Annotated in this window: 12 protein-coding genes and 1 riboswitch; of the genes, 6 read left to right on the forward strand and 6 right to left on the reverse strand. The window is 70.0% G+C overall.

What is annotated here, in order from left to right:
- The 6 genes from ACFYQA_RS09690 to ACFYQA_RS09715 form a co-directional block, all read right to left on the reverse strand.
- Entirely contained in the window at positions 1-960 is a 960-nt protein-coding gene (locus ACFYQA_RS09690) for an ABC transporter permease (RefSeq protein ID WP_388914003.1), read from the reverse strand.
- Position 961: 1 nt separating this feature from the next.
- On the reverse strand, positions 962-1,966 hold the full coding sequence (locus tag ACFYQA_RS09695; RefSeq protein WP_388914006.1) for an ABC transporter permease: 1,005 nt from the start codon (positions 1,964-1,966) through the stop codon (positions 962-964).
- 104 nt (positions 1,967-2,070) lie between these two features.
- Complete coding sequence (locus ACFYQA_RS09700) at positions 2,071-3,741, reverse strand: ABC transporter substrate-binding protein (protein ID WP_388914009.1); 1,671 nt, start codon at positions 3,739-3,741, stop codon at positions 2,071-2,073.
- 418 nt (positions 3,742-4,159) lie between these two features.
- Entirely contained in the window at positions 4,160-4,909 is a 750-nt protein-coding gene (locus ACFYQA_RS09705; protein ID WP_388914104.1) for an enhanced serine sensitivity protein SseB C-terminal domain-containing protein, read from the reverse strand.
- 190 nt (positions 4,910-5,099) lie between these two features.
- The gene (locus ACFYQA_RS09710) at positions 5,100-5,906 is read right to left on the reverse strand and encodes an enhanced serine sensitivity protein SseB (RefSeq protein WP_388914012.1); all 807 of its coding nucleotides are present in this window, start codon (positions 5,904-5,906) and stop codon (positions 5,100-5,102) included.
- 182 nt (positions 5,907-6,088) lie between these two features.
- Positions 6,089-6,757 carry an AAA family ATPase gene (locus tag ACFYQA_RS09715; RefSeq protein ID WP_388914015.1) on the reverse strand — a complete coding sequence of 223 codons (669 nt, stop codon included), beginning with the start codon at positions 6,755-6,757 and terminating at the stop codon, positions 6,089-6,091.
- A gap of 235 nt (positions 6,758-6,992) precedes the next feature.
- Positions 6,993-7,093: riboswitch (glycine riboswitch) on the forward strand.
- Positions 7,094-7,250: 157 nt separating this feature from the next.
- On the opposite strand from ACFYQA_RS09715, the gene gcvT reads away from it, so the two are divergent.
- The 6 genes from gcvT (at position 7,251) to ACFYQA_RS09745 (ending at position 13,782) form a co-directional block, all read left to right on the forward strand.
- Positions 7,251-8,435 (forward strand): glycine cleavage system aminomethyltransferase GcvT, encoded by a 1,185-nt coding sequence (gene gcvT / locus ACFYQA_RS09720; protein ID WP_388914018.1) that lies wholly within the window; start codon positions 7,251-7,253, stop codon positions 8,433-8,435.
- A 208-nt stretch (positions 8,436-8,643) separates the two neighbouring features.
- Positions 8,644-9,021, forward strand: a complete 378-nt coding sequence (gene gcvH, locus ACFYQA_RS09725) for a glycine cleavage system protein GcvH (RefSeq protein ID WP_386394611.1) — start codon at positions 8,644-8,646, stop codon at positions 9,019-9,021.
- 15 nt (positions 9,022-9,036) lie between these two features.
- Positions 9,037-10,311: a serine hydroxymethyltransferase gene (gene glyA / locus ACFYQA_RS09730; protein WP_388914021.1), complete on the forward strand. Its 1,275-nt coding sequence runs from the start codon at positions 9,037-9,039 to the stop codon at positions 10,309-10,311.
- Between the two features lie 186 nt (positions 10,312-10,497).
- Positions 10,498-11,865 carry an L-serine ammonia-lyase gene (locus ACFYQA_RS09735; RefSeq protein WP_388914024.1) on the forward strand — a complete coding sequence of 456 codons (1,368 nt, stop codon included), beginning with the start codon at positions 10,498-10,500 and terminating at the stop codon, positions 11,863-11,865.
- 105 nt (positions 11,866-11,970) lie between these two features.
- Positions 11,971-12,378, forward strand: a complete 408-nt coding sequence (locus ACFYQA_RS09740; RefSeq protein WP_388914027.1) for a cold-shock protein — start codon at positions 11,971-11,973, stop codon at positions 12,376-12,378.
- Between the two features lie 846 nt (positions 12,379-13,224).
- Positions 13,225-13,782 (forward strand): glycoside hydrolase family 25 protein, encoded by a 558-nt coding sequence (locus tag ACFYQA_RS09745; protein WP_388914030.1) that lies wholly within the window; start codon positions 13,225-13,227, stop codon positions 13,780-13,782.
- Positions 13,783-13,812 lie beyond the last annotated feature (30 nt).

Consider the following 13,812-nt stretch of genomic DNA (forward strand, 5'->3'; position numbering starts at 1 on the left):
TCAGCCTCTCAGCTTCGGGTCGAGGGCTTCCCGCATGGCCTCGCCGAGGAGGGTGAAGCCGAGGGCGGTGATGACGATGCCGACGGCGGGGTAGACCGACATCATCGGCGCGTTGTCGAAGAAGCGCTGTGCCTGGGCGAGCATGACGCCCCACTCGGGGATGGCCGGGTCGGGGTTGCCCAGGCCCAGGTAGGACAGGGCGGAGGCCTCGATGATCGCGGTGGCCAGGGAGAGCGTGGCCTGCACGATCACCGGGCTGAGCGAGTTGGGGATGATCTGCGAGACCACGATGCGCCGCTTGCGCACGCCCAGGGACTTGGCCGCGAGCACGTAGTCCGCGCCGCCCTGCGCCAGCATGGAGCCGCGCAGCAGCCGGGCGAACACCGGTATCTGGACGACACCCACGGCGATCATCACGGTGGTCAGTGACTGGCCCATAACGGCAGCGATGGAGACGGCCAGCAGCAGCGAGGGCATCGCCAGCATCATGTCGATGAAGCGCATGATGACGGAGTCGACGCGCTTTCCGGTGTCGCCGCCGAGGGTGGCGGCGGCTCCGGAGAGGCCGCCGATCAGGAAGCCGATGACCAGGCCGATGAGCGTGGCGACGACGCCGACGAGCAGCGTCTGGCGGGCGCCGACCATCATGCGGGAGAACAGGTCCCGGCCGAGGTGGTCGATTCCGAACCAGTTCTCGCCGCGCGGGCCGACGAACTCGCCCCGGTTGGGGAAGACCTCGCCCCGCCAGGTCTGGGCCGTCGGGGCGTACGGGGTGAGGTAGGGCCCGACGATCGCGACGAGGACGAACAGGGCGATGACGGCCGCGCCGATGATCGCCATCTTGCTGCGCCGGAGACGGCGGAAGGCTTCCCGCCACAGGCTCGCGCCGGTGCTGGTCTCCTTGGTCGCGGTCAGTTCCGCGAGCCGCTGGATCTTTTCGGTCTTGGTTGCGACGCTCACGCTAGTGCACCCGCACTCTCGGGTCGATGAGGCTGTACGCCACGTCCACCAGCAGGTTGATCAGGACGTACACCATCGCGATGAACATGATGAACCCGACGAGAACGGGGTAGTCGCGGCCGTCGATCGCGGTCCGGATGAAGGAGCCGATGCCGCCGAAGTCGAACACCGACTCGGTCAGGACCGCGCCGGAGAGCAGGGAGCCCGTGAGGAGGCCGACCGCGGTCACCACGGGGAGCATCGCGTTGCGCAGCACGTGCCGGCCGCGGACGACGCTCCGCTTGAGGCCCTTGGCCTCGGCGGTACGGACGTAGTCCTCGTCCTGCACCTCCAGGACACTGGCACGGGTCATGCGCACGATGACCGCGAGCGGGATGGACGCCAGGGCGATGGAGGGCAGGATCAGGTGATGGAGCGCGTTCCCGGCGGCGTCCAACTCCCCGGTGAGGATGCCGTCCAGGACGGCGAAGCCGGTCACGCTCGTGGCGTCGAGGCCGGTCTCCAGGCGCCCGGAGACGGGGAAGAGCCCGAGCCGGACGGCGAAGACGCTCTTGAGGATCAGGGCCAGGAAGAAGACCGGGATGCAGATGCCGATGAGCGAGCCGGAGACCGCGGTGACGTCGAGCCAGCCACCGCGGTTGCGGGCGGCGAAGTAACCGAGCGGGATACCGATGGCCACGGCGAGGAGGATCGCGAGGAGGGACAGCTCCACGGTCGCGGGGAAGCGCAGGACGAACTCGTCCCACACCGGCTGTCCGGTCTGGGTGGAGGTGCCCAGGTCGAGTTCGGCGATGCGCTTGAGGAAGCGCCAGTACTGGACGTAGACGGGCTGGTCCAGCCCGAGTGCGCGGTTGATGCGGATTACTTCGGCCTCGGTGGCCTTCTCCCCCAGGATCGCTGAGGCGGGTCCGCCGGGCAGCCGGTCGAGCCACAGAAAGAGCAGTACCGACAGGCCGAGCAGCGTGGGTATGAGCTGGAGCAGTCTTCGTACGACGAGACGCAGCACCCCGCATGCCCCTTTCTTACGTGATGTGTTCCATGAATGGCCCCGCCCGGCCGTGAGTTTCGACGGCCGGGCGGACCCTTTGTGCTTGGGTGGCTACTGCTCGCTTACTTGAAAGAAGCCTCGGAGAAGACTTCCTGCGTCAGCGGGGAGACGTTCGGCGGGTTCACGTTCTTGCCGAAGGCGATGGCCGGCGGGGAGGACGAGACCGGGACACCCGGCAGGTACTCCATGACGACCTCGTTGGCGTTCTTGTACGCGGCGATGCGCTCGTCGTGCTTGCCGAGCTTCGAGCCGGCGTTCACGGCGTCGAAGACCTTCTTGTCCTTGAAGCCCCACTGCTTGTCGTACCCGGAGAACCAGGTGCCGATGAAGTTGAAGCCGTCGTTGAAGTCACCGGTCCAGCCGAGCATGTGCAGGTCGCAGGAGCCCGACTCGGTGGCGTCCAGGTAGTCCGGGGCCCACTTCATCGCCTTCGGCGTGACCGTGATGCCGGACTTCTCCAGGTCGTCCTTCATCAGCTCGAACAGGTCCTGCGGGGCAGGCATGTACGGGCGGGTGACCTCGGTCGGGTAGCAGAAGTCGACCTTCAGCTTCTCCTGGCCGGCCTTCTTGAGGAGCTTCTTGGCCTCGCCCGTGTCGTACGCGTACTGCTTGACGTCCCCGGAGTAGCCCTCGATCGTGTCGGGCATGAACTGGTCGGCGACCTTGCCGCCCTCGGGCAGCTGGGTCTTGACCAGGTTCTCGCGGTCGATGGAGTGCGCGATGGCCTGGCGGACTTCCTTCTTCTTGAGCGCGGGGTTGGCCTCCTGGCTCATGCCCACGTAGAAGAGGTTGAAGACGCCACGGGTCGGAACGCCGTAACCCTGGTCCTCGAGGGTCTTGACGTCGGCCGGCGCGACGAGGTCGTAGCCGTCGATGTCACCGGCCTGGAGCGCCTGACGGCGCGTCTGCTCATCGGAGATCGTACGGAAGACCAGGTTCTTGATCTTCGCCTTCTCGCCCCAGTAGCCGTCGAAGCGCTCAAGGGAGACTTCCTTGTTGCCCTTGTTCCACTTCGTGATCTTGTACGGGCCGGTACCGGCGACCGTGCCGGCCTCCTGGCTGTACTTGGGGTACGTGATGGCGTCGCCCTTGGCGGAGGCGTCCTGCTTCTTGTACTCCTCGATCGCCTTCGGCGAGTGGATCGCCAGGGCGTTGAGGGAGAAGCCGCCGGGGAGGTTGGCGGAGGGCTCCTTGACCTCGATGACGGCGGTGTTCTCGTCCTTCGCGGTGCAGGACTTGTAGTTCGCCTCGGGCGTTTCCTTGTCCTCGTTCTTCGCGAAGCCGCCCATGATGGTCTGCCAGTAGTAGGAGACCGCGCTGGACTGGTAGGTGCCCGTCCAGTTGAACCAGTGGTCGTAGTTGGCGCAGACGGCCGCGGCGTTGAACGCCTCGCCGTCGTGGAACTTCACGTTCTTGCGGAGGTCGAAGGTCCAGACGGTGCCCTCGTCGTTGCTCGACCACTTGTCGGCGAGGCCGCCGACCATTTCGCTGCCGCCGGACTCGTGCTCGATGAGAGCCTCGAACGCCTGTCGCGTCACGCGGAAGGTTTCACCGTCGCTCGCGAGGGCAGGGTCCAGGGAGCCCGGGTCACCGGCGCCGGCGAAGACGAAGGTGTCCTTCTTGCCGTCGCTCTTGTTGTCGCTGTCCCGTTCGCTGGAGCAGCCCGTGGCGATCAGAGCGACCGCCACCGCGGCCGTGATCGCCCGAGCGGCTCGGGACTTGGATATGCGCATATTGGGGCCACTCCGGGTCCGCTATGTGGATGCATCTTGACCGGCCGAACACTACAGATGTTCACAGCGAGTCGAGAACAGTCCGGATAGCGGTGATACCCACCTGAGATCTGAACAGTTGACATAAGGGACTCTTCAGGCGTCCCTCCCTCAGGAATTAACCGTCCCGAGACATTCGGCTCCCCCCGCGCCCCCCTGAGGAGAGCACCGGACCGCGTGAAGAACGGGTGAAACCGCAGGTGACGGGCGGTCAACCGGTGACAGCGGAGCGCACATGGCTGAAAACCTGTCACGAAACCAGCGCTCGACGGCAGCGTGGGTCGCCTCCGCCGACGCTCGCGTCCACTCCGTGGACACCGTCACGCTGAGTCAGCACAGGAGGGTGCGGCCGCACCCGTCTCCCCCGCATACGGCCCGGTCAGCGCTGGTGCGCGGGCGGATGGCCGGAGCCCGCGGCGGGGGGCACCACGGCGCCGTGGGCCTCGCGGTCGTAGAAGGGGCGGGCGTTGGCCCGCAACCACATCGCGACCGGATCGTGCTCGTCGGACATCGCGACGGTCGACACCGGGAGCCCGTCCGGGATCGCGCCGAGGGACTGCTGCATCATGGCGCGCACCGCGTCCACGGCCGGTGGCGACGTGTCGTACACGTCCAGGCCGATGGCGAGGTACGGGGCGCCCAGCGCAGGCTGCACCCAGGCGCGGCGCAGCGAGCGGACGGCGGGGGTGCGGTGCGCGTTCTGCGCGAGCAGGGCGTAGAACTGCGGGATCTCGATGGCGGGTTCGGACAGCCGCAGGGGCCCGGCCGGCTGGCGGTCGAGGCCGGTGGCGAGTCTGCGCAGATCGAGCCAGGGGATGCCGAGGCCGCCGCCGGGGGCGTGCGGATTGAGCCAGAGTCCGTAGCGGTCGGGGTAGAGGGCGCGGGCGGCCTCGATGCCGTCGACGACCTCGTAGGACCGGTTCCAGCCACTGGCGGACAGTTCCTGGGCGGAGGTCACGCAGGGCGCGTAGCCGAAGCCGTCGACCTCCATGTTCCCGTACTGGGCGTCCGGGGAGCCCGCCTGGCCCTGCCACAGCAGCATCCAGACGTGACCGGAGGAGGGGGTCGCGAGCGCGCGCAGCAACGCCTCGTAGGCGTCGTAACGCCCCGGTGCCACCTGGCGCAGCATGTGCTCGACCTGCCCGGCCGCCGCGGTGCCTGCGCTCACTTTGTATCGCCCCTCCGTACCACCCGTACAACACCCTCGCCCGAACCGATGAACCTAGCTTAAGCGCCTCTCGGCCCCAGGGAGCTCCGCCGGTCCGCGGCCGGCCTCCGGCGGCGCCGCATCCCCCTCACCGCGGCCGGCCGCCTCCCCCTCACCGCGCCCACTGGTAGAAGGGGCGGACGCGGTCGCGCATCCACTGGCCGACCGGATCCTGGGCCACGTCCAGGAGGACCAGGTTGACGGGCCACTTCACCGGCTCGCGGCCCAGCGCGCGGCCCAGCGCGTCCATCGGCGCGGCCCGCAGGTCGCCCTCCGCGCGGGCCAGTTCGGCGGGGGACAGTTCGACGCCGACGAACAGCACCGGTCCGGCCGTCTCGATCTCGGCGAGGCAGCGGCGGGCGGTGGAGACGACGCCGAGAGCCTCGAACTCCGTGGAGGCGGCGGCGAGGAAGCCCACCGGGTCGTCCTGCCAGTCGGGTTCGAACAGCTTGACCCGGCCGCCGCTCGCGGGGCCGTCCAGCGGTCCGCGTCCGGCACGGCACAGGGCGGCGACGGCGGGCGGCGGCAGCGGGACGCCGACCACTCCCCCGGGGTTCACGGCGATCCCGGCCTGCGGTGGCAGACCACGCGCGAACTCCACCGCGGGCGCGACGGTGAACGACATGTGGGAGCCGACGACCTGACGGAACTGTTCCTCGGAGCTGAAGACCGGGACGTACGCCTGGCCTTCGATCTCCGTCGTGGGCAGGTCCAGCGGGCCGCTGTCCGGCCCACCGCCGTTGGGCAGGGGAACCCACAGGAAGCTCCGGCCCAGTACCTCGACGATCCGGCCGTCGGCCGAGGGGACGCCGAGGGAGGCGGAGAGCACCTCCTCCAGCTCGTTGCCGGGCCATCCGCCGTGCGAATGGGGGTGAGTCTGTGCCGGGAAGTCCGCGGAGAAGCCCGCCGGGAAGTCCATCTGCCTACCGCCTGCCTGGAACCACTGCTGTGGCTGAAAGGCTAACCGCTGCCGCGCCCGGCGGTCGGCGGTCGGCCCGTACGGCCGCCGGTCCGTCCACCGGTCGGCCCGTCCACCGGTCGGCCCGTGCACCGGTCGGCCCGTCCACCGGTCGGCCCGTGCACCGGTCGGCCGGGCGGCCGTCAGTCCGTGAAGTCGATGCGGTGCAGCGCGTTCGCCGCGTCGCGGTCGGCCAGGACGGCCGAGCCGCAGCCCGCGGGCAGGTCGCCTCCCATCACGGACGTCAGCAGCCGGTCGATGGCGGTGCGGTGGCGCCGGAAGGCGTACCGGGAGACTCCGCGGCCGCGCTCGCGCTGGCCGTCCAGGGCCTGCTCCGGGGAGACGTCGAGCAGCAGCAGATGCAGGTCCGCGCCCCGACGGCGGGCCTCGCGGGCCAGCCAGCGGCGCACCCAGGCCTGCGTGCCGCAGTCGTGGACGACGACTCCCTCGCCGGCGCGCAGGGCGCGCCGCAGTCCGGCGTAGTGGGCGAGGCGGACCAGGGGCCGGTACACCGCGTACGGCAGGAGGCGCGGCATGCCGCGGTCCCAGCGGTCACGGGTGTCCTGCGAGTCGATACGGGTGCCGCGCGCCGCGCGCCGCATGAGGGTGGACTTGCCGCTGCCGGGCAGTCCGGTGACCACGACGAGGTCACGGGGGCCGAAGAGCAGGGCGTGCGGGCTGCGGCCGGCGCGCTCGCGCAGGTCGCGGACGACAGGCGCGGGCAGGACGCCGCACGCCTCCCCGGCCGAGCCGGCCTGCGGCTCGGGCAGCGCGACGCCCGTGGTGGCGGCGTACGCCGTGGCCTTGTTCACCGTGAGTCCTCCCCTGGGGGCTGTCCGGCCCTGTGCCCAGGTACCGGAGCCGCTCCCCGCCGAGTGTAAAGAGACGGTAACGCCGGACGCCTCTGCTTTCCGTCCCTTTCCCGATACAGACCCGTCACAGCCGTGCGTGAGCATCCGAGTACCCTGCGCTCCTCCCAGAAGGGTCCCCCTGCCGCGGCCCCGCGATGCGTGCAATGATGAACGCGCCAACTGCATACCGGCCGTTCGAATCCGCGCGGGAGAGTCCCCGGCACCAGTTGCCGCCGGGGCGCCGAAGGAGCAAGTCCCTCCCTTGAATCTCTCAGGCACCGTTACCGCGTGGGCGAGGCACATCTGAAAAGCGGGCCCCGCGCGAGTCGCCGGTGCTCCACCCAAGGTGCAAGCCATGGTCGTCCCCTGTGCGGGCGGTCATGGCGAACCTCTCAGGTTCCGATGACAGATGGGGAGGAAAGACCTCGCCTGTCCTGCCCTGGGAGACCGACCGATGAGCAGTACCGAACTCCGCCGGACCGCGCTCGACGCCCTGCATCGTTCGCTCGGTGCCACGATGACCGATTTCGCCGGCTGGGACATGCCCCTGCGTTACGGCTCCGAACGCGACGAGCACAACGCCGTGCGGACGGGGGCCGGTCTTTTCGACCTCTCCCACATGGGCGAGATCACCGTCACCGGCCCGCAGGCGTCCCAGTTCCTCGACCACGCGCTGGTCGGCAACATCGGGACCGTCAAGCCCGGCCGCGCCCGCTACACCATGATCTGCCGCGAGGACGGCGGCATCCTGGACGACCTGATCGTCTACCGGCTCGACGACACCGGGGCCGGGGCCGCCCACGCCGGATCCCCTCACACCGGATCCCCTCACACTGGATCCCCTCACTACATGGTCGTCGCGAACGCCTCCAACGCCCAGGTGGTGCTGGACGCGCTCGTGGAGCGGTCGGCCGGCTTCGACACCGAGGTCCGTGACGACCGCGACGCGTACGCGCTGCTCGCGGTGCAGGGCCCCGAGTCCTCCGGCATCCTGCAGTCCCTCACCGACGCCGACACCGACGTCGAGGGCATGAAGTACTACGCCGGGCAGCCCGGCACGGTCGCGGGCGTCCCCGCCCTCATCGCCCGTACCGGCTACACCGGCGAGGACGGCTTCGAGCTGTTCGTGAAGCCGGAGCACGCGGTGGAGCTGTGGCAGGCGCTGACGAAGGCGGGCGAGGGCGTCGGCCTGATCCCGTGCGGGCTGTCCTGCCGGGACACGCTGCGTCTGGAGGCCGGCATGCCGCTGTACGGCAATGAGCTGAGCGCCTCCCTGACACCGTTCGACGCCGGGTTCGGCCGGGTGGTGAAGTTCGAGAAGGAGGGCGACTTCGTGGGCCGCGCCGCCCTGACCGAGGCCGCCGCCCGCGCCGAGCGAACCCCGCCCCGCGCCCTGGTCGGCCTGATCGCCGAGGGCCGCCGGGTCCCGCGCGCCGGGTACGCGGTGGTCGTCGGCGGCGAGGTGATCGGCGAGGTCACCTCCGGCGCGCCCTCCCCGACGCTGGGCCGGCCGATCGCGATGGCGTACGTCGATGTGGCGTACGCGGTGCCGGGCACGGCGGGCGTGGGGGTGGACATCCGCGGCAGCCACGAGCCTTACGAGGTCGTGGCGCTGCCGTTCTACAAGCGGCAGAAGTAGCACCGCCGCAGACGGCCACGGACGGCCTCAGAACGCCCCTCGGGACGGCTTTCCAGGCCCTCGCACGTCGACGTAAGGGCCTCCCAGGGCCTCCCAAGGGCCCCGCACGGGTGAACGGGGCAGGTCGTGCCCGCTCACGCGCATGTCCCGCACTTCCCGTAGTTTCCGAGTCATCAGCAAGTCCCCCGCGTACAGGAGAATCCAGGTCATGAGCAACCCCCAGCAGCTGCGTTACAGCAAGGAGCACGAGTGGCTGTCGGCCGCCGAGGACGGTGCGTCGACCATCGGCATCACCGAGCACGCGGCCAACGCGCTCGGCGACGTCGTGTTCGTCCAGCTCCCCGAGGTCGGTGACACCGTGACCGCGGGCGAGACCTGTGGCGAACTGGAGTCGACCAAGTCGGTCAGCGACCTGTACTGCCCGGTCACCGGCGAGGTCACCGAGGTCAACGAGGACGTGGTCAGCGACCCCTCGCTGGTGAACTCGGCCCCCTTCGAGGGTGGCTGGCTGTTCAAGGTGCGGGTCACCGACGAGCCGGCCGACCTGCTTTCCGCCGCCGAGTACGACGCCTTCATCCAGGGCTGAGGAGGCCGTAGTCCCATGTCGCATCTGAACACCCCGCTGCACGAGCTCGACCCGGACGTCGCCGCGGCGATCGACGCCGAACTCCACCGCCAGCAGTCCACCCTCGAGATGATCGCCTCGGAGAACTTCGCCCCGGTCGCGGTCATGGAGGCCCAGGGCACGGTCCTCACCAACAAGTACGCCGAGGGCTACCCCGGCCGCCGCTACTACGGCGGCTGCGAGCACGTCGACGTGATCGAGCAGATCGCCATCGACCGGGTCAAGGAGCTGTTCGGCGCCGAGCACGCCAACGTGCAGCCGCACTCGGGCGCGCAGGCCAACGCCGCCGCGATGTTCGCGCTGCTCAAGCCCGGTGACACGATCATGGGCCTGAACCTCGCGCACGGCGGGCACCTGACCCACGGCATGAAGATCAACTTCTCGGGCAAGCTCTACGACGTGGTCGCCTACCACGTCGGCGACGACGGCCGGGTCGACATGGCCGAGGTCGAGCGGCTGGCCAAGGAGAGCAGGCCGAAGCTGATCGTCGCCGGCTGGTCGGCGTACCCGCGGCAGCTGGACTTCGCCGAGTTCCGCCGGATCGCGGACGAGGTCGGCGCGTACCTGATGGTCGACATGGCGCACTTCGCCGGTCTGGTCGCGGCGGGCCTGCACCCGAACCCGGTCCCGCACGCCCACGTCGTCACCACGACCACGCACAAGACGCTCGGCGGCCCGCGCGGCGGTGTGATCCTCTCCACGGCCGAGCTGGCCAAGAAGATCAACTCCGCGGTCTTCCCCGGCCAGCAGGGCGGCCCGCTGGAGCATGTGGTCGCGGCCAAGGCGGTGGCTTTCAAGGTCGCCGCGTCCGAGGAGTTCAAGGACCGCCAGCGCCGTACCCTGGAGGGCGCCCGCATCCTGGCCGAACGCCTGACGAAGGACGACGCCAAGGCGGTGGGCGTGGACGTGCTCTCCGGCGGTACGGACGTGCACCTGGTCCTGGTCGACCTGCGCGCGTCCGAGCTGGACGGGCAGCAGGCGGAGGACCGGCTCCACGAGGTCGGCATCACCGTCAACCGCAACGCGGTACCGAACGACCCGCGGCCGCCGATGGTCACCTCGGGTCTGCGGATCGGCACGCCCGCCCTGGCCACCCGCGGCTTCGACGCCGAGGACTTCGCCGAGGTGGCGGACGTGATCGCCGAGGCGCTGAAGGCGCCCTCCCCCTTCGGGGCCGCCGACGCCGAGGCGCTCCGGGCCCGGGTGACGGCCCTCGCGGAGAAGCATCCGCTGTACCCCGGTCTGAAGTAATTTCGTACGCTTTGATTCGTACGACCGTCCGGGGCATCGCGCACACTGGGTCAGTGGGCGCGATGCCCCGCATCGTGCGCCCCCTGTGAACACCCCCTGTGAACACCGTCCCGTTCCCCGCATCCGTACCACCGCGAACCACCCCCGGCGGACAGCGGCGTCCGCCGAACCCCTAGGAGTCCTTCCGTGGCCCTCTCGGTCTTCGACCTGTTCTCGATCGGCATCGGGCCGTCCAGCTCGCACACGGTCGGCCCGATGCGGGCCGCCCGCATGTTCGCCCGGCGGCTGCGCAACGAGGACCTGCTGGACTCGGTCGCCTCGGTCCGCGCGGAGCTGTACGGCTCGCTCGGCGCCACCGGCCACGGGCACGGCACGCCCAAGGCGGTGCTGCTCGGCCTGGAGGGCGACTCGCCCCGCACGGTGGACGTGGAGACGGCCGACGAACGGGCGGAGAAGATCAAGGACTCGGGCCGGCTGAGGCTGCTCGACACGCACGAGATCACGTTCTCCTTCGACGACGACCTCGTACTGCACCGCCGCAAGACACTCCCGTACCACGCGAACGGCATGACCCTGTGGGCGTACGACGCGTCCGGCGCCGAGGTGCTGTCGAAGACGTACTACTCGGTGGGCGGCGGCTTCGTCGTCGACGAGGAGGCGGTGGGCGCGGACCGCATCAAACTCAACGACACCGTCCTGAAGTACCCGTTCCGCACGGGCGACGAGCTGCTGCGCCTGACCCGGGAGACGGGCCTGTCCATCTCCGCGCTGATGCTGGAGAACGAGTGCGCCTGGCGGACCGAGGAGGAGGTCCGCGAGGGCTTGCTGGAGATCTGGCGGGTGATGCAGACGTGCGTGGCGCGCGGCATGTCCCGCGAGGGCATCCTGCCGGGCGGCCTGAAGGTGCGCCGGCGTTCCGCGAACACGGCACGCAAGCTGCGCGCGGAGGGCGACCCGAAGGCCCTCGCCATGGAGTGGATCACCCTCTACGCGATGGCCGTGAACGAGGAGAACGCGGGGGGCGGCCGGGTCGTCACCGCCCCGACCAACGGCGCGGCCGGCATCATCCCCGCCGTCCTGCACTACTACATGAACTTCGTCCCCGGTGCCGACGACGACGGCGTGGTCCGCTTCCTGCTGGCGGCCGGTGCGATCGGCATGCTGTTCAAGGAGAACGCGTCCATCTCCGGCGCCGAGGTCGGCTGCCAGGGCGAGGTCGGCTCCGCCTGCTCCATGGCGGCGGGCGCCCTCGCCGAGGTGATGGGCGGCTCACCGGAGCAGGTCGAGAACGCCGCCGAGATCGGCATGGAGCACAACCTCGGCCTGACCTGCGACCCGGTCGGTGGTCTGGTCCAGATCCCGTGCATCGAGCGCAACGGCATGGCCGCGGTGAAGGCGGTCACCGCCGCGCGGATGGCGATGCGCGGCGACGGCTCGCACAAGGTGTCCCTGGACAAGGTCATCAAGACCATGAAGGAGACCGGCGCCGACATGTCCGTCAAGTACAAGGAGACCGCGCGGGGCGGGCTCGCGGTGAACATCATCGAGTGCTGAGGGTACGGGCGCGACGGACGGCGTATGTTGGCCTGGCTGGTCGGGTTCCGTTCCGGACATGGGGTCCGGGCCCGGGGTCCGGTGTTCTGTTGGGGGTTGGAAACAATGGTTGCTGGTCGTGTGGTGCGGTTCGACGCCGTACGGGGTTACGGGTTCATCGCTCCGGAGCACGGTGGGGAGGACGTCTTCCTCCACGTCAACGACGTGCGGATTCCGGAGCACCAACTGCGTCCCGGGGTCACCGTGGAGTTCGAGATCGAGGAGGGCGACCGGGGGCTGAAGGCCTCGGGCGTGCGGCTGGCCCAGGGGGCCGGCCCGGTGTCCTCCGCCGGTGCGGGCAGGCAGGCGGACGGCGAGGACCCGCTGTGCGACGTGCTCACCGCCGAGGAGTACCTCCAGGAGGTCACGGAGGTCCTGCTGTCCGCCGCGCCGACGCTGACCGGTGAGCAGATCCTCCAGGCGCGCCGCGGGCTGCTGCAGTTCAGCAAGACCCACGGCTGGTGCGACGGGTGAGCCGGACTCGGTGAGCCGGGCCCCGGTGCGGCCGGGTCAGTACCCGGACGCGAGTCCCGGGTCCCGGGTCCCGGGTCCCGCCGGAGCCGAGCCGCCAGGCGGACGACCGTACGGAGGTCCGCTCCCGCCTCCGGCAGCTCGTGGACGATCCGGCGCACCGCGGCGCGGTACTCCTCCGCCGCGTACCGGGAGTCCGCCAGTACCGGGTACTCCTCCGCAGAGAGCACCAGGCCGATGGCGGTGTCCCACACCCAGGTCGCGTTCGGTGCCGGGGCGGCGTTCGCGGAGTCCTCGGACGCCGCGTGCCACAACCGCCGCGCCACCGTGGTCGCCATGGCGTCGAGCTCCGATGGCCACGGTCCCGGTCGCACCATCAAAAGCTGCATCTGTTCGAGCGGTCGCAGCCCGCTGTCGCCGACCTTGATGCTGCCTCCGTGTCGGCGACGTCCAGGGGCCGCGGTTCGGTGTGGTCCGCCGCGCCCCGGGCCGGCGCGCGGCGCGCAGTTCGCCGGTACCCCCCAACAGGTTCCGCTCAACGCCCGGAGGCACTGCGTCCCGGGCGTCGCTGTGCGTCGACCCACGTCGTCCTTCGGGTAGTTCGCCCGTGTCGGGTGACCAGCACATGACGGACAGAAAACATCAAAGGTGCTCCGGACACCGGTGTGGCGTGTGAGGTCGGGCCGCCGGTCCCCCACAACGGTGAGAAGTCGATATGTGCACCATGTTCGCGAGCGTCCCGTGTCACGGTGGGGCAGTGATGCACAAGAGGAAGGATCCGTTCGACTCCTCCGGTACCTCCGACTCCTCCGGTTCCCCCTCCCGCCACCGGCACTTCAGGGAGACCTCATGCTGCGCGGCATCGATGTGAGTTCGTATCAGTCCTCGTCCTACGACACGGACGGGTTGTCCTTCGCCTTCGTCAAAGCGACGGAGGGCAGTTCGTACGTCAGCCCCAAGCTGTCCGCCCAGACGGAGCGGGCCCGCGGGGCCGGACTGGTCGTCGGCTTCTACCACTTCCTGTGGCCGGGTCACCTGACGGCACAGGCGGAGCACTTCGTCTCCGAGGCACCCGAGCGGCAGGGCGACATCCTCGCCGTCGACTGGGAGGCGACCGGCGAAGGCACCCGCGCGAGCGCCGCGGAGAAGGACGGGTTCATCCGGAAGGTCAAGGAGCTGCGCCCGGAGCACCGGGTGATCCTGTACTGCAACCGGGACTTCTGGCTGAACGTCGACACGACGTCCTACGCGGGCGACGGGCTGTGGATCGCCGACTACGTCACCGCGGGCGAGCCCCGCATCAAGGCGAAGTGGCGCTTCCACCAGTACACCGACGATCCCGTGGACACCAACCTCGCCGACTTCCCCGACCAAACGGCCCTGAAGGAGTGGGCGGGCGGCGCCTGAGAGCCCGGCGGCCGGCCGGCCCGCGCCCCG

This window comes from Streptomyces sp. NPDC005774 (assembly GCF_042871645.1).
Classification (GTDB): Bacteria; Actinomycetota; Actinomycetes; order Streptomycetales; family Streptomycetaceae; genus Streptomyces; species Streptomyces pratens.